Here is a 25,675-nt window from a genome sequence, read left to right on the forward strand (position 1 = left end):
GTCCAACTTTTGGGGGTCACCTCACTTGCGCGCGATCGCGCGCAAGCGCGCTCCCACAGATGGTGGAGTCACATCAAACGATCGGCTCGAACGTCACCGGCAAATGCACCATCGGCTCCACCAGCCAATGGTCGGCCAGCAGGAACGCGAACAGCACCATCAGGTAGATGATGGAGTAATTGAACATCTTCATGGCGAAGAAGTCGTCCGGCGGGTTGAACAGGCGCACGGCGTACCACAGGAAGCCGATGCCCAGCACCACGGCGCCGAAGAGGTAGATGAGGCCACTCATGCCCGTGAGGAACGGCAGCAGCGTGACCAGGAACAGCAGCACGGTGTAGAAGAAGATGTGCCAGCGCGTGAACTTCACGCCATGCGTCACGGGCAGCATCGGCACCTGGGCGCGCGAGTAATCGTCGACGCGGAAGATGGCCAGCGCCCAGAAATGCGGCGGGGTCCACACGAAGATGATGAGCAGCAACTGCAGCGCGTAGGGGTGCAGCGAGCCGGTGACGGCCGTCCAGCCGAGCACGGGCGGCGCGGCGCCCGCCAGGCCACCGATGACGATGTTCTGCGGCGTGGCACGCTTCAGGTAGGCGGTGTAGATCACCGCGTAGCCGATGAGCGAGAAGAACGTGAGCACCGCCGTGAGCGTGTTTACCAGGCACACCAGGACCAGCATCGACACGATGCCGAGCGCCATCGCGAACACGAACACCTGCATGGGCGTGAGTTCACCCGTAGCCAGCGGCCGGTGCGAGGTGCGCGCCATGAGCTTGTCGATGCGCTGGTCGATAAGGTGGTTGAACGCGGCCGCCGAGGCCGAGGCCAGCCAGATGCCCAGCGTGCCGAAGATACCGGCCTGCCACGAGGGCAGCATGCGGTTGCCCTCGGCGTCCACGGCCAGGAACATGCCGATGACGGCGCAAAACACCAGCAGCGCGACGACACGCGGCTTGGTCAGCTCCATGTATTGCTTGAACTTGGTCACGGGGCCTCCGGTGGCAGGCGCTGCGTGCTGGCCAGGGCCGCGAGCAGGGTGAAAAGCAGCAGCGCGGCGACGCCGTTGTGCGCGGTGGCCACCGGCAGGGGAAGGCCAAGATGCACGTTGCCGATGCCAAGCAGCACCTGCACGACCAGCACCACGGCCACGGCGATGCCCTGCTTGCGCAGCCCGGCGCGCGATAGCTTGTGCGCCAGCCAGCCGAGGTAAACGAAGGTGACGCCGGCGCCGATGCGGTGCGCCATCTGGATCGCGCTACGCGCGGCCATGTCGAGCACGCCGCCTTCGTAGTTCACGCCGATGCCGCGCCAAAGCACGAACGCTTCGTGGAAATCGGTCTCGGGCCACCACTGGCCGAGGCACTTGGGGAAATCCATGCCACAGGCCAGCGCGGCGTAGTTCGAGCTTGTCCAGCCACCCAGCGTGATCTGGCACACGAGCACGACGATGCCGATGGCGACGGGCGTGCGCAGCGCGGCGAAGCGGTCATCCAGCGTGCCCACGCGCCACCAGCGCAAGGCGGCCCACGCCAGCAGGCCGAAGGTGGCAAGGCCGCCGAGGAGGTGGCCCGTGACGACGATGGGCTTCACCAGCAGCGTGACCGTCCACATGCCGAGCATGGCTTGGAAGATGATGACCGCGAGCGCGGCCACGCCCACGCGCCATGCGCCGGGGCGGTCGAGCGTCGCGGCGGCAACCAGCGGCAGCGCGATGGCCAGCGCGGAAAGCGCCGACGACACCACGTGCTCGCCGCGCATGTACATCACGACGCCGACGGCGGCAAACACCGCCGAGACGATGATGGCGCCGACGGCGAATCGCCTGCGCCACGCGGCGATCAATGCGATGGCCAGCACCATGACGCCGAGGCTGCCCGCGAGGAAGCGATGGACCTGCTCGCGCCACGCCTTGTGCGTTTCGTAGGGACGATCAGGGAAGGCCTGGTTCGCCTGCGCGATATCCTGCGCATGGCCCGGCCACGTGACCTTGCCGTAGCAGGTGGGCCAGTCGGGGCACGAGAGGCCGGCGTTGGAAAGGCGTACGAACGCACCGAACATCACCACGCAGAACGCGAACAACGCGGCCAGCAGGGCAAGGGTGCGCAGCGCTTTGACGGCGCGGGGTGGCATCAGCGGATCACCTTCTGCAGATCCTTGCGCAGGCCGTTCGGGTCGAAGCCCGCGGGGTACCAGGCCAGCGCGGTGGCATTGGATTCGACGAGCACGACCGCGACCGCATCCGGCGTGGCCGGGCGGAACGGCGCGAACGCGTCGGTGGTATCGGTGCCGATGGCGTAATCCGCCATGACCGCCTGCGCATCGGTGCCGGTGGGCGCGGGGCCGGAGTACAGCAGGCGCAGGCGGTCGGCATTGCGGTTGAGCACGATGCGCGCGTTGCGCACCAGCGCCAGCGTCTTCACGCACCCGGCCGCGCAGGCGGGGCCGGGCAGCACCACCAGCGTGAGGCGCGGCTCGCTGTCGCGCCATGCCCATGGCTTGCCGCCCACGTCGACGCGCACACCCTCGAAGCTGCGCTGGGGCAGGATCGGCTGGCCATTGCCCTTGCCGGTCGGCTGCCACCCCGTGACCGTGAGCAGGCCAGCCGCGACGATGGGCGCCAGGAACACCAGCATGATCAGCACCAGCTTGAGGCGGCCCGAACGGGCGGGTTGGGCTTGCGGTTCGCTCATGGGCTCTCGTTGCGCGGGCGGGGCCGCCGGTTGCGGTGGAGGAGGATGAAGATCACCACCGCGGCGGCCGCGAAGGTGAACCACTGGAACGCATAGGCGCGATGCCGGGCCGGCGGCATCACCGCAGGCGTCCACTCACGGGCGTAGATGGTGGCCGGGTCGGCGTCGAGCAGCAGCACGCGAGGATACAGCGAGTGGTGCAGGTCGGCGGCCACCTCGCCCAGGTCGATGTAGACAAGCGTCTTGTCGGGCCCCGGCTGCCCCGGCAGGCGATCGCCGCCCAGGCGCACCCCGACCCCCGGTGGCGGCACGTAGAGGCCGCGCAGGGTGGTCTGCGCCGTGGGCACGGGCGGCAGCTTTGGCAGGCTGCCCGCCTCGCGCGGGAGGAAGCCCAGGTCGACCAGCACGGCGTGGTTGTCGCCACGCGGCTGGAACGGCGCGTAGACATGCACCCCGGCCTGGCCGGCGCGGACCTGGTCATCGAGGATGTAGCGGTGCCCGGCCAGGAACGCCCCGGCGAGGTCCACCCGGGGGTAGCGATCGGCCGGGGGCGCGGCCGCGACGCGATCGAACGGCTCCGCCGGGGCCTCGCTGGCTGCGGCGTAGCGCCGCAGGAGCTCGTCCTTCTCGGCCGCGCGGTGGAGCTGCCACACGCCCAGGCGCGTGAAAACCAGCACGCCAGCCACCGTGAGTGCGACAGCGAACCACGTCGGGCGCCGCAGGAAGCTCATGCAAAGCCCCGCGTGGCCGCCGCTATACTCGGATTGTCGCAATGAGGCGGAACGGTCACGTGGAAACCATCTACAAATACGCGCTGGTGATCCTGCTGCTGGTGGTGCTGTTCAACCTGGGCCAGGCGCTGTTCTTCATGATGACCGACAAGGGCCAGAGCAAGCGCACCGTATGGGCCCTCACCCGCCGCATCGGCCTCTCCCTGTTGCTCATCGCCATGGTGGCGCTGGGCATCTTCATGGGGTGGCTGCACCCCCACGACGTGGGCCAATTCTAACCCGCTCCCTCCTGCTACCAAGGCGCGCTGCGGCAAACTGCGCCAGCAGGGCCCCACCGCCTCGCTCAAGTCCCTGTAGGAGCGCGCTTGCGCGCGATAAGGCGAACCTCAACCCACCAGGGCCGCCATGACGTTCTTCGGATCGTTCCGGATCGCCCGCAGAAGGGCCCGCGCCGGCCCCGTCGGCTCGCGCCGCCCCTGCTCCCAGTTGCGCAGCGTGCCGACATCCACATCAAGCACCTTCGCGAAATTGGGCTGCGAAAGCCCGGTGGCTTCACGGATGGCCTTGATGGTGGCCGGGTCGACCGCGAACTCGCGGGACGGCGCGCGCTTGCCACGATGGATCTCATCCATCTGCTGCACGCTCTCGAGGAGATCATCAAAGAAATTGCTCATGGCGGTTGATTCCAATGTTCGACGACTTTTCGCAACGTGGTCCGCTGGTCGGCCGTGAGATCGTCACGTTCGTTCTTCGCGTAGATCAGGAGCATGGCAATGCGCGACTGCGCCACGAAGTGGTAGTAGATGGCGCGAGCGCCACCGCTCTTGCCCCGGCTCGACATGGCCACCCGCACCTTGCGGAGGCCACCCGTACCCTCGATGAGATCGCCTGCCTCCGGGTACGCGGCGAGAAAATGCTGAAGCCGGGTGTACTGGTCTTCGCCAAGCAGCGCGCGTACCCGGCGGGTGAAGAGCGGCGTCTCTACGAAGACCACGGGCGGACAGTACGCCATTGACTGATATACGTCAATGGCGCACTCCTCCATTCGGCAAATTTTTTCATGGGTGGCTCCTGGCAAACAGCGCCCCGTGCGCTGGCAGGAACAGGTTCGCGAAGATCGCGCGTTCGCCACAGTCGCCCGTGCCCACGCCGACACGTAGGCCTATGCCAACACGTCACCCCGGCGCCAAAAAAAACCCGCCTTGCGGCGGGTTTCGGTGCGACCAGGGCTGGGTGCGATCAGAGCACGTAGACAAACAGGAACAGCGCCAGCCACACCACGTCGACGAAGTGCCAGTACCACGCGACGGCTTCGAAGCCGAAGTGGTCGTCCTTCGAAAAGTGGCCCTTGGCGCAACGCAGCCAGATGATGGCCAGCATGATCGTGCCCAGGGTGACATGCATGCCGTGGAAACCGGTGAGCATGAAGAACGTGGCGCCGTAGACACCGCTGCCCAGCGTGAGGTTGAAGTGCTCGTAGGCTTCGGCGTATTCGTGGGCCTGGCAGAACAGGAACGTGCAGCCCAGCAGCACGGTGGCGCCCAGGCCGATGAGCAACGCCTTGCGGTGGCCGGCCTTCAGCGCATGGTGCGCGATGGTGATGGTGACGCCCGACGACAGCAGGATCAGTGTGTTCAGCAGCGGGAGGCCCCACGCCGCGATGGTGTGGAACGAGCCGCCGATCTTGTCGGGGCCGCCGCCACCGGACGCACCCCACGCCGCGCTGTAGTTCTCCCACACGAACTGGTGGGTGAGCACGCCATGGCCTTCGCCGCCCAGCCAGGGCACCGAGAAGATGCGGGCGTAGAACAGCGCGCCGAAGAACGCCCCGAAGAACATCACCTCGGAGAAGATGAACCACATCATGCCCATGCGGAACGAGCGATCGACCTGGCTGTTGTAGCTGCCGGCCATCGACTCGTGGATGACCGAGCGGAACCAGCCGAAGAACATGCCGAAGATCATCAGCACGCCGATGAGGAAGGCGACCTTGCCAAAGCCCGAATCGCCCGGCTCGGCGTTCAGCCAGTGCGCGGCACCGAAAACGGTGACGAACATGGAGACGGCGGCCACGATGGGCCACTGGCTCTTGGCCGGTACGAAGTAAGCGTCGTGTTGCTGGTGACCCATGCTGGTTTCCCGTGGAAGTCGCTTGTTGGCCGTTACAGCTTCAACATCTGCACGATCGACAGGATGAAGATGCCGAGCGCCACGCCGCCCGCGATCAGCGCGGTGCGGCGGGCGCGCTTGCGCCGCTCATCGAGTTCGTTGTCGACCATGGCGTTCATCGATCAGTGGTCGGTATTGCCGTGGGCCAGCTCATCGTCATGGATGACCGGCGGCACGTCGAAGGTGTGGTGGGGCGCCGGCGACGGCACGGTCCACTCGAGGCCCTTGGCACCTTCCCACGAGCGGTCGGCCGCCTTCTTCTTCGAGAAGAACACGCAATGCACCACCACGCCCAGGAAGATCAGCTGCGAGGCGCCGAACCAGAAGCCGCCGATGGAGCTGATCATGTTGAAGTTGGCGAAGGCCACGTTGTAATCGGGGATGCGGCGCGGCATGCCGGCCAGGCCCAGGAAGTGCTGCGGGAAGAACAACACGTTCACCGAGATGACGCTGGACCAGAAATGAATCTTGCCCCAGGTCTCGTTGTACATGTGGCCCGACCACTTCGGCAGCCAGTAGTACGCGGCGGCCATGATCGAGAAGGCGGCACCGGTGACCAGCACGTAATGGAAGTGCGCCACCACGAAGTAGGTATCGTGGTACTGGAAGTCGGCCGGGGCCAGCGCCAGCATGAGGCCGGAGAAGCCGCCGATGGTGAACAGGATGACGAACGCGATGGAGAACAGCATCGGCGTCTCGAAGGTCATCGAGCCGCCCCACATCGTGCTCACCCAGTTGAACACCTTCACGCCCGTCGGCACCGCGATGAGCATGGTGGCGTACATGAAGAAGATCTCGGCGCCCATCGGCAGGCCCACGGCGAACATGTGGTGCGCCCAGACGATGAACGAGAGGAAGGCGATGGAGGCGATGGCGAACACCATGGCGCGGTAGCCGAAGATCGGCTTGCGGGCGAAGGTGGGGATGATCTCCGAGATGATCCCGAACGCCGGCAGGATCATGATGTACACCTCGGGGTGCCCGAAGAACCAGAAGATGTGCTGGTACAGCACCGGGTCGCCGCCGCCGGCGGCGTTGAAGAAGTTGGTGTGGAAGTACTTGTCGGTGAGCAGCATGGTGACCGCGCCCGCCAGCACCGGCATCACCGCGATGAGCAGGAACGCCGTGATCAGCCAGCTCCACACGAACACCGGCATCTTCAGCAGATCCATGCCCGGGGCACGCATGTTGAGGATGGTGGCGATGATGTTGATGGCGCCCATGATGGAGCTGATACCCATCAGGTGGACCGCGAACACCACGTAGGCGATGGACTCGCCCTGCAGCGACAGCGGCGGGTACATGGTCCAGCCACCGGCGGGGCCGCCGCCCGGCATGAACAGCGTGCCCAGCAGCAGGGTGAAGGCGAAGGGCATGATCCAGAACGAGAGGTTGTTCATGCGCGGCAGCGCCATGTCCGGCGCGCCGACCATGAGCGGGATCATCCAGTTCGCCAGGCCCACGAACGAGGGCATGATGGCGCCGAAGATCATGACCAGCGCGTGCATCGTCGTCATTTCATTGAAGAAATACGGCTGCACGAGCTGCATGCCCGGCTTGAACAGCTCCGCGCGGATAACCATCGCGAAGGCGCCGCCGATGAAGAACATCGTCAGCGAGAAAATGAGGTACAGCGTGCCGATGTCCTTGTGGTTCGTGGACATCACCCAGCGCTGGAAGAACCCCTGCGGCGCGTGGTGCGCGTGATCGTGGTGGTCGTGGGTGGCTGCGTTCGCCATGGGCCTTGCACCTCTACCTTGGACTTGTACGGGATCAGCCCTGGGGGGCCGTGGCGGGATTGGCCTGGGCGGTCTGCGCAGCCTGCTGCACCTTCGCCTCGTCCTGCTGGGTGGCCAGCCACTGGTCGAATTCCGCCTTGGGCACGGCCTTGACCACGATCGGCATGAAGCCGTGGTCCTGGCCGCACAGCTCGGCGCACTGGCCGCGGTAGACACCAGGCTCCTTGAGCTTGGTCCACGCCGAGTTGGCGATGCCCGGGATGGCGTCCATCTTCCAGCCCAGCGCCGGCACCCACCAAGAGTGGATGACGTCGCCGCCGACGATGATGAAGCGGATCTTTGTGCCCACCGGGACGACGAGCGGCTTGTCGACATCGAGCAGGTAGGTCTTGTAGCCGTCGACCTGGATCTTGTCGGGGTCGAGGTTCGACTTGAGCTGGCGGGTGCGGTCGGAGCTTTCTTCCAGCTTCGACATGAAGCCGACCCGGTCGACCGGCTTGCCCTTGTACTCGACGTAGTCGTAGCGCCACTTCCACTGGTAGCCGGTGACCTTGATGGTCATCTCCGAGCCGGTGGTGTCGGCGAACGAGGTGAGGCCGCCCGTGGCCAGCTTGGCCAGGAAGATGAGGATGATGACGGGGATGACCGTCCAGACGATCTCGAGCTTCGTGCTGTGCGACCACTTCTCGGCCACGGCGCCGCGCGACTTACGGAAGCGGAACATCGCCACGAACATGGCGCCGAACACCACGATGCCGATGACGACGCAGACCCATAGCGCCACCATGTGCATGCCGTAGGGCGACCACTCCGCCGCGCCCTTGGTCATGTTGAGCTGGTCGGGCTCCGGGTTGGCCATCGCCACCCCGCCCGAAAGGGCCATTGCCACGCCTGCCGTCCACGCCGAAACCAATCGTCCGATGCCGCCAGATGTCATGTTTGCACCTTTGTTGAACCTACCTGCGCGACTGATCCATGACCTCGGACAGAAGCACCATGAGTTTCCTTGACACCTCGGCCCTTTCCTCTTCCCCAAGGAAGGCGCCGATTTCGAGCTCGTTGCCGTGCGATGTGATCAGGAGCCGCTGGCGACCTGCCCCCGGCGCCAGCCCGATGCGCAACCAATATGTCTGGAAACGGCGCACCCGTCGACCGGGTAGCTGCCGCACCTCGAGCGTATCCGGGCCAATGGCAATGCGTTCACCCCTGTCGCCGGCCCGCCAGGCCGCGCCAAGCGCGAACCCCATGGCGAACGCCTCGAGCAGCGCGAAGACGGGGGCGAAGACATTCCCCTGCCATGCGCCGAGCGTGGCGATCGCCAGGGCCAACACCGCAAGACCGATGATCAGCCGACGCAGGCCGCGCTTGTCCAGCGCACGGTTGGGCCGCAGCCACAACACGCGCGGGTGACCCGCGACGGTCGGTCGAAGCACGATCATGGAAATCCGGCGTGCCTGGAACATTGGGATCATAGGGCGGCGGCGATGATGCGGCAAGGACGGGTGCGGCGCTGGGGCGCCGCCGCCCGTGAAGCGTCAAGCGTGAATCGTAAGTGCTTGACGGCGCTCAACCCCCGCCACGCGCCGGCTTAACCTGACGATTGACGCTTCACTCTTCACGGGATAGGCACCCCACCCCGCAGCGCACCACGCAAGAACCCCCACCCTCCCTTACAATGCGCAGTCTCCCCACCCCCCAATAGCCCCCGTGAACCCGTCCATCCTCAGTCCCGAACTCCCCACCGGTGCCGAGCCGGCGCGCGCGCGCATCACCGCCGCATGGCTGCGCGACGAAACCGAGGCCGTCAACGACCTCCTGGCCCAGGCCACCCTGCCGCCCACCGAGCGCGAGCACGTCATCGACGTGGCGGCCGGCCTGGTCACCCGAGTCCGCGCCCGGGCCAAGGACCAGAGCGCCGTCGAATCCTTCATGCGCCAGTACGATCTCTCCTCCGAGGAGGGCGTGCTGCTCATGTGCGTGGCCGAGGCCCTGCTCCGCATCCCCGACAAGGCCACGGCCGACAAGCTCATCCGCGACAAGCTGGGCGATGCCGACTGGAAGAAGCACCTGGGCCGCAGCGAGTCGCTGTTCGTCAACGCCTCCACCTGGGGCCTCATGCTCACCGGCCACCTGGTGAACCTGGCCGAGGAGACCCGCCACGACTTCAGCTCCGCCCTGCGCCGCCTCGTCGGCCGCGCGGGCGAGCCGGTGGTGCGCCTGGCCGTGCGCCAGGCCATGCGCATCATGGGCCACCAGTTCGTCATGGGCCGCACCATCAAGGAGGCGCTCGACCGCTCCGAGGAGAAGGAGCACTCGGTGTTCCGCTATTCGTACGACATGCTCGGCGAATCGGCGCTCACCCAGGCCACGGCCGAGCGCTACCAGCAGGATTACCGCGACGCCATCAACGCCCTGGGCGCCCGTGGCCCGTTCACCAGCAACGTCGAGGCGCCGTCCATCTCGGTGAAGCTCTCGGCGCTGCACCCGCGCTACGAGGTGGGCAACCGCGCCCGCGCCCGCACCGAGCTGGGCGCGAAGCTGCTCGAGCTGTCGCAGCTGGCCTACAAGAACGGCATCGCCCTCTCGGTGGACGCCGAGGAGACCGATCGCCTCGAGCTCTCGCTCGACATCATCGGCGATGTGTTCGCCCACCCCTCGCTCGAGGGCTGGAACGGCCTGGGCATCGTCATCCAGGCCTACCAGAAGCGCGCGCCGTTCGTCATCGACTGGGTGGTGGAGAAGGCCCGCGCAACCGGCCGCCGCTGGTTCGTGCGCCTGGTGAAGGGTGCCTACTGGGACGCCGAGATCAAGCGTTCGCAGGAAAACGGCCTGTCGGGCTACCCGGTGTACACGCGCAAGCCCAACACCGACGTCAGCTACCTGGCCTGCGCCCACCGCCTGTTCAACGCGGGCAGCGACCTGGTCTACCCGCAGTTCGCCACGCACAACGCCCATACCATCGCCGCGATCCACCACATCGCGAAGGGCCGGCCGTACGAGAACCAGCGCCTGCACGGCATGGGCGCCGACCTCTACGCCGAGGTCATCGGCAAGGACAAGCTCAACGTGCCCTGCCGCGTCTACGCGCCGGTGGGCACGCACGAGGATCTGCTGCCCTACCTGGTGCGCCGCCTGCTCGAGAACGGCGCCAACACCAGCTTCGTCAACCGCGTGGTGGACGAAAGCGTGCCGGTCCGCGACCTCGTCGCCGACCCGTGCGAAATCGTGCGCGCCTTCGCCTCCATCCCGCACCCCCGCATTCCCCTGCCGGTCAACCTGTACGGCGAACTCCGGAAGAACTCCATGGGCATGAACTTCGCTAACGACAACGAGCTGAACGAGCTCGCCGACGCCGTCAACCGCCACTCGGGCCCGTGGGCGGCCGCCCCGCTCGTCGCCGGTGGCGCCACCGGTGGCACCCGCGTGGAGGTCACCGACCCGTCCGATCGCCGCCGCATCATCGGCACGGTGGAAAACGCCTCCGAGGGCCTGGTCGACCAGGCGCTGCGCGCCGGCGTCGCCGCCCAGCCGGGCTGGGACCGCCTGCCGGCCGCCAGCCGCGCCGCCATCCTCGAGCACGCCGCCGAGCAGCTGGAGCACCACCGCGCCGAGTTCATCGCCATGTGCGTGCGCGAGGCCGGCAAGAGTCTGCCCGACGCCATCGCGGAAATCCGCGAGGCCGCGGACTTCCTCCGCTACTACGCCACCATGGCGCGCCGCCTGTTCGGCCAGCCCGAGCAGCTGCCTGGCCCCACCGGCGAGAGCAACCAGCTGTTCCTCAACGGCCGCGGCGTGTTCGTCTGCATCAGCCCGTGGAACTTCCCGCTGGCCATCTTCCTCGGCCAGGTGGCCGCGGCGCTGGCTGCCGGCAACGCCGTCATCGCCAAGCCGGCCGAGCAGACCGCGTTGATCGGCCATGCCGCCGTGAAGCTGCTGCACGCGGCGGGCGTGCCCACCGATGTGCTGCAGTTCCTGCCGGGCGATGGCGCCACCGTCGGCGCCGCCCTCACCCGCGATCCGCGCGTGGCCGGCGTGGCCTTCACCGGCTCCACCGATACGGCGTGGGCCATCAACCGCGCCCTCGCCGCCCGCAACGCCCCCATCGCCGCGCTTATCGCCGAGACCGGCGGCCAGAACGCGATGATCGCCGACTCCTCCGCCCTGCCCGAGCAGATCGTCAAGGACGTCATCAACTCGGCGTTCCAGTCGGCCGGCCAGCGCTGCTCGGCCGCGCGCATCCTGTTCGTGCAGGAAGACATCGCCGACAAGGTCATCGGCATGCTCGCCGGCGCCATGGCGGAACTGAAGGTGGGCGACCCGGGCCTGCTCTCCACCGATGTCGGCCCGGTCATCGACGAAGACGCCCGCCAGATCCTCGTCGACCACGCGGCCCGCATGGACCGCGAGGCGAAGAAGATTGGCGAAGTGGCCCTGCCGGCCGAGACGGCCAACGGCACGTTCTTCGCGCCGCGCGCGTACGAGATCCCGTCGCTGGAGACGCTCACCCGCGAGATCTTCGGCCCGGTGCTGCACGTCATCCGCTGGAAGGGCGCCGACCTTGCCAAGGTGGTCGAGCAGATCAACGCCACGGGCTTCGGCCTTACGCTCGGCATCCACAGCCGCATCGACGACACGATCGACTACATCTCGTCGCGCGCGAAGGTGGGCAACTGCTACGTCAACCGCAACCAGATCGGCGCGGTGGTCGGCGTGCAGCCGTTCGGCGGCGAAGGCCTGAGCGGCACCGGCCCGAAGGCCGGCGGCCCGCACTACCTGCTGCGCTTCGCGGGCGAGCGCACGCTCACCATCAACACCACGGCCGCGGGTGGCAATGCGTCGCTGTTGACGATCGGCGAGTAAACCGCGAAGACAACGCGGGGCATGGAAGCCGCGCCTGGCAACAGGCGCGGCTTTTTTCGTGGTCAGGACGCGTCACGATGGGTGGGAAAAACGCATCCCCGTTAAGAAAAATTCCCTAGGGCGAAAGTGATATTGCGTTTGCGCGCTTGCCTGCAGCACGCTCTGCCTGACCCACGCGCCGGCCGGTACCTGGCGTTCTCTCCCGCCCACCGGAGGACCCGACATGCTGTCGGCCAGTACCGTGCACGCTGTTCCCGTGAAGCAGCGCATCCCTCGCGTTTCATCCCCGCCACTGCAGAAGTTCCGCCACCGGCGCCTGGCGCAGGATCCCTCGATCCTTTCGTATCTTGCGCAGCCGGCGGGTGCGCTCGGCACGCACATCCAGGCCCTGGATTTCCGCCACGCGCCGTTCAACCTCATCCCCGCCGGCGGCGTGCGTGCGTTTGGCGAGATGATCATCATCGCGGGCGAATCCACGCTGCGCGTAGGTTGCCCCGACAACGAAGAAGGCGATCGCTGCGTGCTCACGGGCGTGCGGGGCCGGCACAACGATTGCATGATCCTGTTCCGCCACGCCTACGGCACGGTCACCTGCCGGCTTGGCGTTGGTGCGATCACCGCCGATGCGCACATCGGCTTCCTCCAGCATGGCGATTTCGCGGAGGTGCGCACCTTCAGCTTTACCCGCCCGCGGGAAGCCGGCGCGCAGGGTGACGCGGGGTTCTGGACCACGCTGCAATACAGTGCGCGGCACCTCAACGAATTGCAGGGGATGGTGTGGCGCGGGGGGACGCTCTGCATTGAGAGCCTTGTCCTGGAGCCTTGAGGCGGGGGTATCGCGCGCAAGCGCGCTCCCACAGGAGGATTGGCGTGCACTACGGTTGCGGCCATAGAAGTGGGGCCCCTTGCGGGGCCCCGGGTGGTGCTTATTTGAGGCCGCGGTCTTTCAGCATCGGCTCGATGCTCGGCTCCTTGCCGCGGAAATCGCGGTAGAGCTTGCCCAGCTCCACGGTGTTGCCGCGCGAGAGGATCTTGTCGCGGAAGATGTCGCCGTTTTCGCGGGTGAGGCCGCCGTGTTCCTTGAACCACTGGAACGCGTCGGAATCGAGCATCTGCGTCCACAGGTAGGCGTAGTAACCGGCGGCGTAGCCGTTGCCCCAGATATGCTGGAAATAGCTGCTGCGGTAGCGCGGCGGCACCTGCACCATGGTGAAGCCCACCTTCTTCAGCGCATCGGCTTCGAACTTGTCAACGTCCTGCTTCGGCGCGTCGGCCGGCAGCATGTGCCACTGCATGTCGAGCAGCGCGGCGGAGATGAGCTCGCTCATGGCGTAGCCCTGGTTGAAGCTCGAGGCCTTCTTGATCTTGGCCACCAGCTCGGCGGGCATTGGCTCGCCGGTCTTGTAGTTCTTGGCGAAGTTAGCGAAGACCTTCGGATCGGAGGCCCACTGCTCGTTGAACTGCGACGGGAACTCGACGAAATCGCGCGCGGTGTTGGCGCCCGACAGCGAGGGGTACTTCGCGTTCGAGAACATGCCGTGCAGCGCGTGGCCGAACTCGTGGAACATGGTCGTGACGTCATCCCACGAGAGCAGCGCCGGCTGGCCGGCTGCGGGCTTGGTGAAGTTGGCCACGTTGAACACGACGGGCTTGGTGCCCATCAGGTGCGACTGGCCCACCAGGTTATCCATCCACGCGCCGCCGTTCTTGTTGTCGCGCTTGAAGTAATCGCAATAGAACAGCGCCATGGAGGTGCCGTCCTTGTCGAACACCTCGAACACGCGCACGTCGGGCGTGTAGACGGGGATATCCTTGCGCTCCTTGAAGGTGATGCCGTAGAGCTGGTTGGCCGCGTAGAACACGCCGTTCTGCAGCACGTTATCCAGCTCGAAGTACGGGCGCACCTGGCTTTCGTCGAGATCGTACTTGGCCTTGCGCACCTTCTCGGCGTAGTGATCCCAGTCCCAGGCCTGCACCTGGAAACCGCCCTTCTCCTGGTCGATCACGTCCTGGATATCTTTCGACTCGGATTTGGCACGCGCCACGGCGGCCGGCACCAGGCGCTCCATGAACTTCTCGGCGGCTTCGGGCGTCTTCGCCATCTGGTCGTCGAGCTTCCACGCGGCGTAGTTCTTGAAGCCCAGAAGCTTGGCGCGCTCGGCGCGCAGCTGGGCGATGCGGGCGGCCGTATCGCGGGTGTCGTTGGCATTGTTGTGCTCGGCGCGCTCCCACGAGGCCTTGAACAGCTTCTCGCGCGTGGCGCGGTCGTTCATTGGCTGCAGCTCGGGCTGCTGCGTGGTGTTCTGCAGCGGGATGACATACTTGCCTTCCATGCCGCGGCCCTTCGCGGCGTCGGCGGCGGCAGCGATGTCGGCGTCGGACAGGCCGTCGAGCGCCTGCTTGTCGTCGACCACCAGCGCGGCGGCCTTGGTGGCGGCCAGCAGCTTGTTGGTGAACTGCGTGCTGAGCGTGGATTCTTCCTTGTTGATTTCCTTCAGGCGGGTCTTGTCGGCATCGAAGAGCTTGGCGCCGGCGTGCACGAAATCCTGGTACTTCACTTCGAGCAGGCGCTTCGATTCCGGGTCGAGGTTCAGCGACTCGCGCTTGGTGTACAGCGACTCGATGCGCTTGAAGAGCTTGTCGTTGAGGTAGATGGCGTCGCTGTGCTCGGCGAGCTTCGGCGCCTCGTCCTCTTCCACCTTCTGCAGCGTATCGTTGGTATTCGCGCCGGTGAGGGCGCCAAAGACCATCTGCGCACGGGTGAGCAGCACGCCGGATTTCTCCAGCGCCACGATGGTGTTGTCGAAGGTGGGCTCGTCCGCCGAGTTGGCGATGGCCTCGACCTCGGCCAGCTCCTGCTTCATGCCTTCTTCGATGGCCGGCTGGAAGTCGGCGTCCTTGATCTTGTCGAAGGGCGGCGCCTGGAACGGCAGCGTGCTCTGGGTGAGCAGCGGGTTCTCGTGCGCGGCGGGCGCGGCCGCGGCGGTGCCGGCGGCGGCCGGGGCCGTGCTGGCGGGCGCCGGCGAGGGCGCGGCGGCCTTGTCGGCGTCGTTCGACGACGAGCAGGCGGTGGTGAGGGCGATCGAAGTGGCGATCACGAGCGTGCGTACCTTCATGGACAGGCTGACCCCTGGCGTGTGCGTGTGCAAAGCCGGGACTCTAGCCGTGGCGGGCCGCCGGGGACAACCGCCACAGGTACTACGCGATTCTGCTGCATCGCAAGGTAGGAGCCCACACTGTGGGCGACATCTTTTCGCGTCGCGGTTCAGGGCCCGATGCGTCGTCGCTAGAAGATGTCGCCCATGGGATGGGCTCCTACCGGGTGTCGCGGAGTTCCCAGCTGTTGCCGATGAGAAGATTCAAACGATGCTTGACCAGGCGCATGGGCAGGCTGGTGGTGAGCTTCACGTCGTGGCGATCGCCCGGCGACAGCTCGCCCGTGGCGGTGGCACTAGCGTCAGTGGCACCCAGGCTCGGGTCCACCTCATCCGGGTCGGGCTGCTTGGCGCGCCAGCGCTGGAACAGGCTGTCGCTGCGCATGGCGTCGGCGATATCCGCCGCCAGCTTTTCCGGGCCGATGCCTTCGAACGAGAGCTCGGGATCCGGGCCCTTCGCCTTCGCGATGTCTTTTACCGAAAGAAAGTACGTGGTCATGGGTTACTCGTTTACGGCCGGGGCCGTGAAGGGGCCGTCAGGCGAGGGGCGCGAGATCGAGCAGGGCCGCCGCGTCGGCGGGGCCCACGCGCCACGGCAGCACGCCGAGGCAGGGCGCCGGCAGCAGGCGGCGCAACGTGTCGACGTTTTCGTCGCGCATCAGCATGTCGGGCTCCACCAGGTTGGCGACCCAGCCGGCGAGGCGGCAGCCGTCGGCCTCGATGGCCCGCGCGGTGAGCCGGGCGTGGCTGATGCAGCCGAGGCGGATGCCCACCACCATCACCACCGGCAAGTTCCAGCGCTGGGGTATCTGCTCGGCGGAGAGCGTGCCGGACAAGGGCACCATCCAGCCGCCCACGCCCTCGACCACCACCCTGTCGTAGTCGCGCCGCAACGCCTCGAAGGCGGCATCCAGCGGCTCCCAGCCCACGGCCACGCCCTCCTGGGCCGCGGCGAGGTGGGGCGATACCGCCGCCTCCAGCGACAACGGATTGACCAGGGCATACGGCGGCGGGGGCGCGCTGGCGGCCTGCAGGTCGAGGGCATCCTGGTTGCGCAGGCCCTCGCGGGTGCGCGCCGAGCCGCTGGCGACCGGCTTCATGCCGGCCACCCGCTCGCCCGCCTGGCGAAACGCGTGTACGAGGGCCTGGGCCCCATGGGTCTTGCCGATGCCGGTATCGGTACCGGCCACGAAGAGGTGTCGCGGCATGGGAAAGGCAGCCTTGCGGAAGCGGGGACGTGGCACCATACACGGCTTCCCCACCCCGTTGATGCAGGACCTGCCATGTACGAAGCCCGGGCGATCGCCACCGACGACAAGGCCACCCTCTACGCCGAGCTGGCGGAGCAGGCGGCGGGCCTGATGCACGGCGAAACCAACATGATCGCCAACGCGGCCAATTTCGCCGCGCTGGTGTTCGACGTGCTGCCCGACCTGAACTGGGCCGGCTTCTATCTCTTCGACGGCGACGAGCTGGTGGTGGGCCCCTTCCAGGGCAAGCCGGCCTGCATCCGCATCGCGCTGGGCCGCGGCGTCTGCGGCACCGCGGCGCAGACGGGCCAGACCCAGCTGGTGCGCGATGTCCACGCGTTCGAGGGCCACATCGCCTGCGACGCCGCCTCGAACTCCGAAGTGGTGGTGCCCCTCTTCCGTGCCGACGGCAGCCTGTTCGGCGTGTGGGATGTCGACAGCCCGCTCACGGGCCGCTTCGACGAAGAGGACCAGCGCGGCATGGAGGCGCTCTGCGCGGCCTTCATGAAGACGCTGGGCTAGCCGGGATCTGTAGGAGCCCACTCCGTGGGCGACAGCTTTTCGCGAAGAGCTGTCGCCCACAGGGGTGGGCTCCTACAACAGCTTTAGAGTTCGTGCGGGCGGGGCGTGTGCAGCAGCTCGACGATGCGCGCGCGGGCTTCTTCCACGCCCGTCTTGGCCAGCGACGAGAACATCTGCACGGTGCCGGGCACCTTGTTGACGCGGAACTCCTTGCGCAGCGCCTCGAGCGCCTTGGAGGCCTGGCCGCGGGAGATCTTGTCGGCCTTGGTCATCAGCACGTGGCAAGGCAGCTCGGTGGCCGCGCAGAATTCGATCATGGTGCGGTCGAAATCCTTCAGCTCGTGGCGGATATCGACGATGAGCACGATGCCGCGCAGGCTGCGGCGCATCTTCAGGTAGGCGTCGATCTCGCGGCGCCAGTGCTCGCGCATGGCCTCGGGCACCTTGGCGTAGCCGTAACCCGGCAGGTCGACCAGGCGGGCCTGCAGCGGCTCGCCGCCCTCGCGCTTCAGCGGCGGCAGGTCGAACACCACCATGAGCTGGGTGCGGCCCGGCGTCTTGGACGTGCGGGCGAGGCCGTTGTGGCCGGTGAGGGCGTTGAGCGCGCTCGACTTGCCCGCGTTGGAACGGCCCGCGAAGGCCACTTCGGCGCCCGTGTCGTAGGGCAGCTGGGTGATTTCGTTGGCGGCGAGGGTGAAGCTCGCGCCGTTCAGCACATTCGACGACATGGGACCTGGCCCGCCCGCGGGCAGTGGAAACGAAGGCCCGGCAGTGTATGCGATGTGGCGTGGCGCCGCCCGGGGCCAAGGTTTGACCGTTCGTCGGCGGGCCATTCATAATCGTTTGAATGAGGCGCGGCAGGGTGCGCGCCCAGTCCGGAAGTAACCCTTTGTGGAGAAACCCATGACGTTTCGGCACGCCGCCGCTGCCATGACTGCGATGTTCCTGATGATGGGCGCCGCAGTCGCCCAAACCGCAAGCCCAGCCAAGCCGGCGTCCACGCCAGCCCCCGCCGCTGCCGCCACGGCCGCGAAGCCCGGGGCGAACCCCGCCACCGATACCGCCACGCCTGGCATGCCCAGGGCCGAGACGCCCACCGTGGCGGCCAACGCCAGCCCGGCCGGCACGGCCAAGCCCGGCGACGCCGCCACCGGCCAGGGCAAGGCCGCGGCCTGCGGCGCCTGCCATGGCCTCGACGGCAACAGCACCGACCCGCAATACCCCCGCCTGGCCGGCCAGAGCGAGCAATACATCGTCGGCCAGCTCACCCAGTTCAAGTCGGGCAAGCGCCAGAACGCCATCATGGCGGGCTTCGCCGAGCCGCTGAGCGAACAGGACATGCACGACATCGGCGCCTATTTCGCCACCAAGGCCCCGCTGCCGGGCGTGGCCGACCAGGCCCTCGTCGAGCAGGGCGAAACCCTCTACCGCCAGGGCGATACCGCCCGCGGCATCCCTGCCTGCATGGCCTGCCACGGCCCCGACGGTGCCGGCAACCCGGGCGCGCAGTACCCGCGCCTCACCAGCCAGCACAGCAAGTACGTCGAGTCGCGCCTGAAGGCCTGGAAGGAAGCCAGCGGCCCATCGGACGACCCGCACACGAAGATCATGATGCCCATCGCCCAGAAGCTCGACGACAAGGATATCGCCGCCGTCGCCAGCTACCTCGAGGGCCTCCACGCCAACACCCCGGAGCAGGCCGCCGCCCCCGCGGGGCCGTGAAGGCGTTAAAGTTGGATGGATCGAACGGGCCTCCGGGCCCGTTTGTCTTTTAAGAACGCGAGATAAGGACACCCCCAGATGCGCCTGCGCCTTCCCCTGCTCTGCGCCACGCTGATCGGCCTCGCCGCCTGCGGCGGCGGCAACAACGATTCCGCCCCCGCCAGCACCCCCGCCCCGGCGGCCACCGCGCCGGCCGCCGCGACCACCGCGCCCGCCACGCCGGCCCCGGCGCCCGCCGCCACCGCGGCCGATACCGCCGCCCCGGCCACCGCCGGCACCGCCGCGGCAACGGCCGCCCCCGCGGCCCCGGCCGACGACGCGAACGACACCCGCCCGGCGCCCAAGCCCTTCGTGGACGACGGCAAGTGGGTGGAGGGCAAGCATTACTTCCGCATCGACCCGGTCCAGCCCACCAGCAGCCCGGGCAAGATCGAGGTCACCGAGGTGTTCTCGTACGGCTGCCCGGCCTGCTTCCAGTACCACAGCGTGGTCGATGACATGGCCAAGGCGCTGCCGCGCGGCACGGTCATGACCTATACGCCGGCCGCGTTCCGCCCCGACGAAAACTGGCCGCTGCTGCAGCGCGCCTACCTCACCGCGCAGGCGTTCGGCGTCGACAAGCAGAGCCACGACGCCATGTTCGACGCGGTGTTCAAGAGCGGCGAGCTCGGCATCATGGACCAGAAGACCAACCGGCCCAAGGCCGAGTCGGCATGGCCGAAGATCGAAGACGTGGCCAAGTTCTACGAGAAGTTCGGCGTCAAGCCCGACGAATTCGTGGCCACGGCCAACTCCTTCACCATCAACACGAAAATGAAGCGCGCCGATGAACTGATCAAGGCGTACGAGGTCGAAGGCACGCCCACCATCGTGGTGAACGGCAAGTACCGCCTCACCCCGAACACGGCGGGGGGTTACCCCCAGTCGGTGGAACTCGTCCAGTGGCTCATCAGCAAGGAGGCCGCGGGTAAGTAACCCGCGCCTTTCCCTACGGAGATTTCGATGATCAAGCGTCTTTCCTTCCTGGTCCTTGGCATGGCCATGGCCACGGCCTGCTCGGCGGGCGGTAGCGGCAACGGCACGGGCGCGCCAGCGGGCGAGCCCGCCGCGGCGGCCACCGCGGCGCCGGCCGCCAGCTTCACCGAGGGCACCGAGTACGTCGCCACCACCACCCCCGGCCGCTACGCGCCGAAGGACAAGGTCGAGGTGGTCGAGGTGTTCTCGTATGGCTGCATCCACTGCGCCCACTACGAGGAGTACGCCGAGAAGCTGCAGAAGGAACTGCCGAAGGGCGTCACGTTCCACGCCGTGCCGGCCGCGTTCAACGACGCCTGGCTGCCGTATGCGCAGGCCTACTACGCGGCGAAGAAGCTCAACGTGCCGGCCGCCGCGCACGCGGCGCTGTTCAAGGCCATCCACACCGACCACTACCCGCTGCGCACCATCGAGGAACTGGCCGACTGGTACAAGCAGTACTACGGCGTCGACGCCGCGAAGTTCGTGGCCATCGCCACGGGCGACGAGGTGAAGCAGCAGATCCTCGCCGATTCGAAGCTCATCCAGGGCTGGGGCATCGACGGCACGCCCACGCTGGTCGTCGACGGCAAGTACCGCAGCAACCAGATCAAGACGTTCGACCAGCTCAACGATATCGCCAAGTTCCTGGTGAACCGCGAGCTCAACGGCGGCAAGTAAGCGGCCGGCGGCGGATGCCCCCCGTTCACGCGGCGGGGGGCATCCTGCGCCCCAGTGGCCGAACGAGTACCCCACACTCCCCATGAATCGCGCCCCCAACGCCCTGCCTGCTGCCGAGCGCACGCTGCGCCTCCTGAGCTGCAACATCCTCGCCGGCGCCAGCGTGCAGCGGTACAGCGATTACTTCACCCGCAGCGTCAACGCCGTGCTGCCGGGCCCGTCGAAGCTGGCCAACCTCGATTCGCTGGCCGAATTACTGCATGAGTTCGACGTGGTCGGCCTGCAGGAGGCCGACGCGGGCAGCCTGCGCTCGGGCTTCCTCAACCAGACGCGCTACATCGCCGAAGCGGCGGGCATGCCGTTCTGGAGCCACCAGCCGAACCGGCCCATGGTGCGCGTCGCGCATTCGGCCAATGGCCTGCTCAGCCGCATCGAACCCAGCGAGGTCATCGACTACCCGCTGCCGGGCCGCATCAAGGGCCGTGGCGCGCTGTTCGTCCGCTTTGGCGAAGGCACCGATGGCCTGGTCGTGGTCGTCGCGCACCTTTCGCTCGGCGCCGCCGCGCGCATGGGCCAGCTGGGTTTCATCGCCGAGCTGCTGGCGCCCTACCCGCACGCGGTGCTCATGGGCGACCTGAACACCGAGCCGCACAGCCCCGAGATGCGCCTGCTGTTCGAGAAAACCTCGCTGCAACCGCCGCGCACGCTGACGCCCACCTTCCCCAGCTGGAAGCCGCGCCGCATGCTCGACCACATCCTCACCTCGGCCGACATCGAGCTGGCGCGCACGTGGACATTGCCACGCGCTTTCTCCGATCATCTGCCACTCGCCGCCGAGATCCGCCTGCCCGTGGCCCTGGCGGCCGCGGCACGCGCCGCCACGACAAGGTAAACCCCGCCATGAAACCCAGCCTCCGCGCCGCGCTCCCGTGGGTTGCCATCGTCATCGTGGCCCTCGGCGCCAGCCTGCTCCGCTACGGCTTCATCGAGCCGGCCGACGCCGCGCACGCGTGCGATGGCCAGGGCGGCCCGTGGTGGTGCGGCACGCGCAACCTCATCGTGCAGGGTTTCCTCACCTACACCTATGGCTACGTGGCCATCGCGGCCGCGCTGCTCGCGGTGGCGTGGCGCCACGTGGGCATCGCCACGCTGGCGGCCTGCCTGGGCGTCATCGCCCTGCAGCTGTACTGCTACGAGGGCGGCGCGCTGGCCTTGCTCATCGGCGTGCTGCGCCTGGCGCGCGTGCAGGCCGATGGCCGGGAAACCCTAGCGGCGGCGTGATGCGCGCCGCCAGGTGGCCAGCACCGGCACCGCCATGGCGAAGCCGAGCAGCATCCAGCCCCACGACACCACGTTCGCACCGGTTTCCTGCACCACCACCGCCACGCCCAGCACGGCGATGACGAGCGCGAGCACGCGCTCCTCCACCAGCGGCATCAGCACGTCCTCGCGGGTGCGCAGCAGCCACAGCAGGAAGAAGCCGATGCACGGCACCGCGAACAGCCCGATGGGGAAATCGCGGTAGCGGCCGTTGAACACCATCAGCACGGCCCACAGGCCGAGGACGAACATCCAGAAGAAACGCTGCGGCGTAAAGGCATCGGAGTAAGCGACGCCTAGCCGGCGGCGCTCCACCGGCGGCGGCGCGGTAGCGGCAAGGTTCACGGGTGCCGCCAGGCGTGAGGCGATGGCCTTGGCCAGCGACACCGCGGTGAACAGCGCGAGCACGCCGACGACGATGCCCACGGCCCACTCGAGGTTGTCGCGGCAGGCGAACAGCAGCAGGCGCGCGTGCGCGGCCAGCGCGGTGCCCGTGGCGAAACCGGCGAGCAGCAGCGCCACCCAGCCACGCGCGCCCTGCCAGCGGCGGCCCATGGCGCCCAGCGCCACGAACGCGACGGCCATGAGCGCGCCGATACCGATGGCACCGGCCCAGCGTGGTTCTTCCACCACGGGGCCGGTCATGGCGAACTTGGGCTTCGCATCCACGTCGAAGATGCCCCAGTAGCCGCCCATCGTGCCTTCGAGGTCGCGCTTCCACGGCTGGTCGAAGGCTTCGATGACGTTGTAGGGCATGTCCACCGTGGCGGCGTAGTTGAGGAAATCGCGCATGTACCGCGCCTCGTTGACGAGGCTGGCGCTGGCGGACTGGCGCGTGCGGCCCTGGCTGGGCCAGCCCGTTTCGCCGATCATGATTTCCTTGCCGGGGAACTCGTGCTTCATGCGCTGGTACACGTCGGCGACGTGCCGCACCGCTTTCTCCGGCGCCACCGGGTCGTCTTCCCAGTACGGCAGGATGTGGATGGTGAGGTAATCGGTGGCCTTGGCCAGCGCCGGGTGCTTCAGCCAGAACTCCCACACGTCGGCGTAGGTGACGGGCACGTCGGTGGCGTCGTTCACCCGCTTGATGTAGCCGGCGAGCTCTTTCTCAGAAAGTTCTCCACGCAGCATGACCTCGTTGCCGACCACCACGCCGCGCAAGGTGTCGTGGTCGCGCTTCGCCGCAGCGATGCCCAGTGCCACCTCGCGCTCGTTGGCCTTCGGGTCGCGGCCCAGCCAGATGCCCATCAGCACCTTCATGCCGTAGCGCCCGGCGATATCCGGCACCGCGCCCAGGCCCTGCCCCATCGAGTAGGTGCGGACGCAGTCGAACCGCTGCGACAGCGCCTTCAGGTCGGCCTCGATGCGTTCGGGCGGGATCACCGCGTTGATGTCGAACGGCGTCTCGCCCTTGAGGCGGAACGGCGCGTACGAGACGCAGGCGATCTTCGCCGTGGGCGAATCCGGCAGGGCGACCGGGCGGCCAAGGAGGTACCAGTAGCCGGCACCGAACACGGCGGCGGCGACGAGGACGATCCATGCGAGCGGACGCGCGAATCGCGCGAGGGCGGTTTGGGGCGGCATGCCGTTCCATGAAAACGCAGGGGAAACCCCGCAAGCTTAGCGGCCCGGGCGCTTCCACGCGATGGTTCGCGCCAGCCACCGTTCATCCGGCCTGCGCACGTCCTTCCCTTACAATGACGCGGACGTTTACGTAAAGGAATCCCGATGGTCCCTGCGTTCCGCCGCCTGGCCGGCCTCCTCCTCGCCGCCTGTGCCCTGGGTGCCAGCCCGGCTGGCCGGGCCGAAGGCACCGACGCCCAGCGCGCGCGCTTCCGCCAGGCCTACGCCACGGCCTCGCAACAGGGCGGCGACGCATGGCGCGCCCAGGCCAGCGGGCTCGAGGGGTACTCGATCTACCCGTACATCGAGGCCGCCGCGCTGGAACACGACCTGCGCACGCTCGACAGCGCACGCGTGCAGGATTACCTGCGCCGCAACCCCGGCCTGATCCCCGCCGCCGACCTGCGCCGCGATTTCCTGGGCGAACTGGCGCGGCGCAAGGACTGGGCCTCGTTCACCGCCATGTACCAGCCGGGCCTGGGCGATTCGCTCACGTGTTTCAACCTGCAGGCCAGGCTCTCGCGCGGCGAGAAGCTCGTGTTCGAAACCGACATGGCCGAGCTGTGGAAACGGGCGAGCCTGCCCAACAGTTGCGACCCGGTCATCGCCGCCGCGCACGACCAGGGCCTGCTCACCAACGACCGCCTGTGGTCGCGCATCGACGTGGCGGCCGATGCCGGCAAGGGCGGCACCGTGGCCTCGCTCGCCGCGTGGCTTTCGCCCGAGGACATGGCCGCCGGCCAGCACCTGGCGCAGGCGCTCAACGACCCGGCCACGGCCGTCCGCGATGCCGCGACGTGGCCCGATACGCCACGCCACCGCCAGGCGGTCACGGCCGCGCTGCAGCGGCTGGCGCGCAAGCAGTCGTCGGCGGCCGACGCCGCGTGGGCACAGCTCGGCTCGCGCTTCGCGCTGACCGAGCAGCAGCGTGGCGCCATCCAGAACGCCATCGCCCTGTTCCACGCCACCGATTTCGACGAGAACGCGCTCGACCGCCTCGCGGCCTTGCCGCCCGGCGCGCAGACCGACGCTACGCGCGAGTGGCGCGTGCGCGTGGCGCTGGCCCGCCAGGACTGGACGGCGGCGCTGGCCGCGCTCGATGCGCTGGGCACCACGCAGAAGGATGATGGCGAATGGCGCTACTTCCGTGCCGTGGTGCTCGCCCACCTGGGCCGCCAGGCCGAAGCCGCCAGCGCGTTCCGTTCGGTGTCGCAGGAGGCCACGTACTTCGGCTTCATGGCCGCCGACAAGCTCAACACGGGCTATGCCATCTGCCCCACCACCATGGCGACGGACGAGGCGCGCGAAGCCGCCCTGCTGAACGAGCCGGGCCTCGACCGCGCGTTCGAACTCTACGCCGTGGGCCTGCAGAAATTCGCACGCCGTGAATGGACGGCCGCGTTGAGTGGCCGCGACGCCGACACGCAACGCCTCGCCGCCGACCTCGCGTTCCGCAAGGGCTGGTACGACCGCGCGGTGTTCACCCTCTCGTCGGGCGATGCGCTGCGCCTGTACGAGCAGCGTTTCCCGCTTGCCCGCCAGGATGGCGTGGTGGAGCAGTCGTCGCAGGCCGGCATCGAAGCCCCGTGGGCGTATGCCATCATCCGCGCCGAGAGCGCGTGGATGAGCGATGCGCGCTCGGGCGCCGATGCACGCGGCCTGATGCAGCTGTTGCCTGGCACCGGCGCCAACACGGCACGGAAGAACGGCCTCGGCTGGGCCGGCGGCGACAGCCTGTACGAACCCACCACCAACATCGTGCTCGGCACCCGCTACTTGGCGGAGATGGCGCAGCGTTTCAACGGCGCGCCCTGGCTCGCCAGCGCCGCGTACAACGCCGGCCCCTACAAGGTCGACCAGTGGGTGGCGGCGCGCGGCTCGCTCGATCCCGAACTGTTCGTCGCCAGCATCCCCTACAAGGAAACACGCGAATACGTGGCGCGCGTGATGGCCTTCGCGGTCATCTACGACTGGCGCCTCAACGGCAACGCGTTGCCGCTCAGCTCGCGCATGACGCGCATCGGCTCGACCTACGTGCTGCCCGGCGCGGGCGCGGTGCGCAAGCCCGTCACCTGCCCCGCGCCGACGGCGGCGAAGGCCGCGCCGCAGAGCGCGCCGGCCGTGCTTGAACCCGCGCCGGCCGCCGCCTCGTCGGCGCCCGCCGCGGCGCAGGATCCCCAACGCTAGCGCCACCAC

26 protein-coding genes are annotated in these 25,675 nt (G+C 67.9%); 10 read left to right on the forward strand and 16 right to left on the reverse strand.

Annotated elements, in window-relative coordinates; translation table 11 throughout:
- Positions 1-73 precede the first annotated feature (73 nt).
- The 4 genes from cyoE to VI08_RS12880 are packed head-to-tail and all read right to left on the reverse strand — an operon-like array spanning position 74 to position 3,424.
- Positions 74-970 carry a heme o synthase gene (gene cyoE / locus VI08_RS12865; RefSeq protein WP_428992148.1) on the reverse strand — a complete coding sequence of 299 codons (897 nt, stop codon included), beginning with the start codon at positions 968-970 and terminating at the stop codon, positions 74-76.
- Positions 971-987: 17 nt separating this feature from the next.
- Positions 988-2,133 carry a COX15/CtaA family protein gene (locus tag VI08_RS12870; protein WP_045830004.1) on the reverse strand — a complete coding sequence of 382 codons (1,146 nt, stop codon included), beginning with the start codon at positions 2,131-2,133 and terminating at the stop codon, positions 988-990.
- Complete coding sequence (locus VI08_RS12875) at positions 2,133-2,693, reverse strand: hypothetical protein (protein ID WP_045830005.1); 561 nt, start codon at positions 2,691-2,693, stop codon at positions 2,133-2,135. The genes VI08_RS12870 and VI08_RS12875 overlap by 1 nt, the downstream gene beginning before the upstream one ends.
- Positions 2,690-3,424 carry an SURF1 family protein gene (locus tag VI08_RS12880; RefSeq protein ID WP_045830006.1) on the reverse strand — a complete coding sequence of 245 codons (735 nt, stop codon included), beginning with the start codon at positions 3,422-3,424 and terminating at the stop codon, positions 2,690-2,692. The genes VI08_RS12875 and VI08_RS12880 overlap by 4 nt, the downstream gene beginning before the upstream one ends.
- Positions 3,425-3,465: 41 nt before the next feature.
- Here VI08_RS12880 and VI08_RS12885 point away from each other — a divergent pair, with 41 nt between their 5' ends.
- A complete protein-coding gene (locus tag VI08_RS12885; protein ID WP_045830007.1) occupies positions 3,466-3,702 on the forward strand; it encodes a twin transmembrane helix small protein in 237 nt (78 codons plus the stop codon).
- Positions 3,703-3,810: 108 nt separating this feature from the next.
- Here VI08_RS12885 and nadS read toward each other — a convergent pair whose 3' ends face one another.
- The 7 genes from nadS to VI08_RS12915 all read right to left on the reverse strand — a co-directional run bounded on the left by nadS (position 3,811) and on the right by VI08_RS12915 (position 8,795).
- Positions 3,811-4,098 carry a NadS family protein gene (gene nadS / locus VI08_RS12890; protein ID WP_045830008.1) on the reverse strand — a complete coding sequence of 96 codons (288 nt, stop codon included), beginning with the start codon at positions 4,096-4,098 and terminating at the stop codon, positions 3,811-3,813.
- On the reverse strand, positions 4,095-4,418 hold the full coding sequence (locus VI08_RS12895; protein ID WP_045830028.1) for a type II toxin-antitoxin system RelE/ParE family toxin: 324 nt from the start codon (positions 4,416-4,418) through the stop codon (positions 4,095-4,097). The genes nadS and VI08_RS12895 overlap by 4 nt, the downstream gene beginning before the upstream one ends.
- A gap of 245 nt (positions 4,419-4,663) precedes the next feature.
- Positions 4,664-5,554: a cytochrome c oxidase subunit 3 gene (locus VI08_RS12900; RefSeq protein ID WP_045830009.1), complete on the reverse strand. Its 891-nt coding sequence runs from the start codon at positions 5,552-5,554 to the stop codon at positions 4,664-4,666.
- 32 nt (positions 5,555-5,586) lie between these two features.
- Positions 5,587-5,712: a hypothetical protein gene (locus VI08_RS22385; RefSeq protein ID WP_269745842.1), complete on the reverse strand. Its 126-nt coding sequence runs from the start codon at positions 5,710-5,712 to the stop codon at positions 5,587-5,589.
- Positions 5,713-5,715: 3 nt separating this feature from the next.
- Positions 5,716-7,332 carry a cytochrome c oxidase subunit I gene (gene ctaD / locus VI08_RS12905; RefSeq protein WP_045830010.1) on the reverse strand — a complete coding sequence of 539 codons (1,617 nt, stop codon included), beginning with the start codon at positions 7,330-7,332 and terminating at the stop codon, positions 5,716-5,718.
- Between the two features lie 34 nt (positions 7,333-7,366).
- Positions 7,367-8,215, reverse strand: coding sequence for a cytochrome c oxidase subunit II (gene coxB / locus VI08_RS12910; protein ID WP_428992149.1), 849 nt, complete (start codon positions 8,213-8,215; stop codon positions 7,367-7,369).
- Positions 8,216-8,288: 73 nt separating this feature from the next.
- Positions 8,289-8,795: a DUF2244 domain-containing protein gene (locus VI08_RS12915; protein ID WP_428992147.1), complete on the reverse strand. Its 507-nt coding sequence runs from the start codon at positions 8,793-8,795 to the stop codon at positions 8,289-8,291.
- A gap of 244 nt (positions 8,796-9,039) precedes the next feature.
- Between VI08_RS12915 and putA the strand changes: the two genes are divergently transcribed.
- Both putA and VI08_RS12925 read left to right on the forward strand, forming a co-directional pair.
- Positions 9,040-12,192 (forward strand): bifunctional proline dehydrogenase/L-glutamate gamma-semialdehyde dehydrogenase PutA, encoded by a 3,153-nt coding sequence (gene putA, locus VI08_RS12920; RefSeq protein ID WP_045830012.1) that lies wholly within the window; start codon positions 9,040-9,042, stop codon positions 12,190-12,192.
- 223 nt (positions 12,193-12,415) lie between these two features.
- Positions 12,416-13,018, forward strand: coding sequence for a hypothetical protein (locus VI08_RS12925; RefSeq protein ID WP_045830013.1), 603 nt, complete (start codon positions 12,416-12,418; stop codon positions 13,016-13,018).
- A gap of 100 nt (positions 13,019-13,118) precedes the next feature.
- Here VI08_RS12925 and dcp read toward each other — a convergent pair whose 3' ends face one another.
- From dcp to bioD, 3 genes are all read right to left on the reverse strand, one after another.
- The gene (gene dcp / locus VI08_RS12930) at positions 13,119-15,308 is read right to left on the reverse strand and encodes a peptidyl-dipeptidase Dcp (protein ID WP_045830014.1); all 2,190 of its coding nucleotides are present in this window, start codon (positions 15,306-15,308) and stop codon (positions 13,119-13,121) included.
- Positions 15,309-15,507: 199 nt separating this feature from the next.
- On the reverse strand, positions 15,508-15,846 hold the full coding sequence (locus VI08_RS12935) for a hypothetical protein (RefSeq protein WP_045830015.1): 339 nt from the start codon (positions 15,844-15,846) through the stop codon (positions 15,508-15,510).
- A gap of 37 nt (positions 15,847-15,883) precedes the next feature.
- Positions 15,884-16,555, reverse strand: coding sequence for a dethiobiotin synthase (gene bioD / locus VI08_RS12940; RefSeq protein ID WP_045830016.1), 672 nt, complete (start codon positions 16,553-16,555; stop codon positions 15,884-15,886).
- Positions 16,556-16,630: 75 nt separating this feature from the next.
- Between bioD and VI08_RS12945 the strand changes: the two genes are divergently transcribed.
- Entirely contained in the window at positions 16,631-17,119 is a 489-nt protein-coding gene (locus tag VI08_RS12945) for a GAF domain-containing protein (RefSeq protein WP_045830017.1), read from the forward strand.
- An 83-nt stretch (positions 17,120-17,202) separates the two neighbouring features.
- On the opposite strand, the gene yihA is transcribed toward VI08_RS12945, so the two are convergent.
- Complete coding sequence (gene yihA / locus VI08_RS12950) at positions 17,203-17,847, reverse strand: ribosome biogenesis GTP-binding protein YihA/YsxC (RefSeq protein WP_045830018.1); 645 nt, start codon at positions 17,845-17,847, stop codon at positions 17,203-17,205.
- A gap of 202 nt (positions 17,848-18,049) precedes the next feature.
- Between yihA and VI08_RS12955 the strand changes: the two genes are divergently transcribed.
- From VI08_RS12955 to VI08_RS12975, 5 genes are all read left to right on the forward strand, one after another.
- Positions 18,050-18,841: a c-type cytochrome gene (locus VI08_RS12955; protein WP_084621491.1), complete on the forward strand. Its 792-nt coding sequence runs from the start codon at positions 18,050-18,052 to the stop codon at positions 18,839-18,841.
- A gap of 78 nt (positions 18,842-18,919) precedes the next feature.
- On the forward strand, positions 18,920-19,816 hold the full coding sequence (locus VI08_RS22390; RefSeq protein ID WP_052697900.1) for a thiol:disulfide interchange protein DsbA/DsbL: 897 nt from the start codon (positions 18,920-18,922) through the stop codon (positions 19,814-19,816).
- Between the two features lie 27 nt (positions 19,817-19,843).
- The gene (locus VI08_RS12965) at positions 19,844-20,536 is read left to right on the forward strand and encodes a thiol:disulfide interchange protein DsbA/DsbL (RefSeq protein WP_045830019.1); all 693 of its coding nucleotides are present in this window, start codon (positions 19,844-19,846) and stop codon (positions 20,534-20,536) included.
- An 82-nt stretch (positions 20,537-20,618) separates the two neighbouring features.
- Positions 20,619-21,428: an endonuclease/exonuclease/phosphatase family protein gene (locus VI08_RS12970; RefSeq protein ID WP_045830020.1), complete on the forward strand. Its 810-nt coding sequence runs from the start codon at positions 20,619-20,621 to the stop codon at positions 21,426-21,428.
- 8 nt (positions 21,429-21,436) lie between these two features.
- A complete protein-coding gene (locus VI08_RS12975) occupies positions 21,437-21,817 on the forward strand; it encodes a hypothetical protein (RefSeq protein ID WP_045830021.1) in 381 nt (126 codons plus the stop codon).
- Here the strand turns inward: VI08_RS12975 and VI08_RS12980 are convergent.
- Entirely contained in the window at positions 21,803-23,440 is a 1,638-nt protein-coding gene (locus VI08_RS12980; RefSeq protein ID WP_045830022.1) for a glycosyl hydrolase family 17 protein, read from the reverse strand. The genes VI08_RS12975 and VI08_RS12980 overlap by 15 nt on opposite strands.
- A gap of 144 nt (positions 23,441-23,584) precedes the next feature.
- On the opposite strand from VI08_RS12980, the gene VI08_RS12985 reads away from it, so the two are divergent.
- Positions 23,585-25,666 (forward strand): transglycosylase SLT domain-containing protein, encoded by a 2,082-nt coding sequence (locus VI08_RS12985; protein WP_045830023.1) that lies wholly within the window; start codon positions 23,585-23,587, stop codon positions 25,664-25,666.
- Positions 25,667-25,675: the final 9 nt, after the last annotated feature.

The sequence above is a fragment of the Luteibacter yeojuensis genome, from assembly GCF_000964085.1.
Taxonomy (GTDB): Bacteria; Pseudomonadota; Gammaproteobacteria; order Xanthomonadales; family Rhodanobacteraceae; genus Luteibacter; species Luteibacter yeojuensis_A.

What these genes read in the sequence shown, in the direction of transcription:
- cyoE (WP_428992148.1), bottom strand. Translation starts at nt 970, where the DNA reads ATGGAGCTGACCAAGCCGCGTGTCGTCGCGCTGCTGGTGTTTTGCGCC.
- VI08_RS12870 (WP_045830004.1), bottom strand. Translation starts at nt 2,133, where the DNA reads ATGCCACCCCGCGCCGTCAAAGCGCTGCGCACCCTTGCCCTGCTGGCC.
- VI08_RS12875 (WP_045830005.1), bottom strand. Translation starts at nt 2,693, where the DNA reads ATGAGCGAACCGCAAGCCCAACCCGCCCGTTCGGGCCGCCTCAAGCTG.
- VI08_RS12880 (WP_045830006.1), bottom strand. Translation starts at nt 3,424, where the DNA reads ATGAGCTTCCTGCGGCGCCCGACGTGGTTCGCTGTCGCACTCACGGTG.
- VI08_RS12885 (WP_045830007.1), top strand. Translation starts at nt 3,466, where the DNA reads ATGAGGCGGAACGGTCACGTGGAAACCATCTACAAATACGCGCTGGTG.
- nadS (WP_045830008.1), bottom strand. Translation starts at nt 4,098, where the DNA reads ATGAGCAATTTCTTTGATGATCTCCTCGAGAGCGTGCAGCAGATGGAT.
- VI08_RS12900 (WP_045830009.1), bottom strand. Translation starts at nt 5,554, where the DNA reads ATGGGTCACCAGCAACACGACGCTTACTTCGTACCGGCCAAGAGCCAG.
- VI08_RS22385 (WP_269745842.1), bottom strand. Translation starts at nt 5,712, where the DNA reads ATGAACGCCATGGTCGACAACGAACTCGATGAGCGGCGCAAGCGCGCC.
- ctaD (WP_045830010.1), bottom strand. Translation starts at nt 7,332, where the DNA reads ATGGCGAACGCAGCCACCCACGACCACCACGATCACGCGCACCACGCG.
- coxB (WP_428992149.1), bottom strand. Translation starts at nt 8,215, where the DNA reads ATGGCCCTTTCGGGCGGGGTGGCGATGGCCAACCCGGAGCCCGACCAG.
- VI08_RS12915 (WP_428992147.1), bottom strand. Translation starts at nt 8,795, where the DNA reads ATGTTCCAGGCACGCCGGATTTCCATGATCGTGCTTCGACCGACCGTC.
- VI08_RS12925 (WP_045830013.1), top strand. Translation starts at nt 12,416, where the DNA reads ATGCTGTCGGCCAGTACCGTGCACGCTGTTCCCGTGAAGCAGCGCATC.
- dcp (WP_045830014.1), bottom strand. Translation starts at nt 15,308, where the DNA reads ATGAAGGTACGCACGCTCGTGATCGCCACTTCGATCGCCCTCACCACC.
- VI08_RS12935 (WP_045830015.1), bottom strand. Translation starts at nt 15,846, where the DNA reads ATGACCACGTACTTTCTTTCGGTAAAAGACATCGCGAAGGCGAAGGGC.
- bioD (WP_045830016.1), bottom strand. Translation starts at nt 16,555, where the DNA reads ATGCCGCGACACCTCTTCGTGGCCGGTACCGATACCGGCATCGGCAAG.
- VI08_RS12945 (WP_045830017.1), top strand. Translation starts at nt 16,631, where the DNA reads ATGTACGAAGCCCGGGCGATCGCCACCGACGACAAGGCCACCCTCTAC.
- yihA (WP_045830018.1), bottom strand. Translation starts at nt 17,847, where the DNA reads ATGTCGTCGAATGTGCTGAACGGCGCGAGCTTCACCCTCGCCGCCAAC.
- VI08_RS12955 (WP_084621491.1), top strand. Translation starts at nt 18,050, where the DNA reads ATGACTGCGATGTTCCTGATGATGGGCGCCGCAGTCGCCCAAACCGCA.
- VI08_RS22390 (WP_052697900.1), top strand. Translation starts at nt 18,920, where the DNA reads ATGCGCCTGCGCCTTCCCCTGCTCTGCGCCACGCTGATCGGCCTCGCC.
- VI08_RS12965 (WP_045830019.1), top strand. Translation starts at nt 19,844, where the DNA reads ATGATCAAGCGTCTTTCCTTCCTGGTCCTTGGCATGGCCATGGCCACG.
- VI08_RS12970 (WP_045830020.1), top strand. Translation starts at nt 20,619, where the DNA reads ATGAATCGCGCCCCCAACGCCCTGCCTGCTGCCGAGCGCACGCTGCGC.
- VI08_RS12975 (WP_045830021.1), top strand. Translation starts at nt 21,437, where the DNA reads ATGAAACCCAGCCTCCGCGCCGCGCTCCCGTGGGTTGCCATCGTCATC.
- VI08_RS12980 (WP_045830022.1), bottom strand. Translation starts at nt 23,440, where the DNA reads ATGCCGCCCCAAACCGCCCTCGCGCGATTCGCGCGTCCGCTCGCATGG.
- VI08_RS12985 (WP_045830023.1), top strand. Translation starts at nt 23,585, where the DNA reads ATGGTCCCTGCGTTCCGCCGCCTGGCCGGCCTCCTCCTCGCCGCCTGT.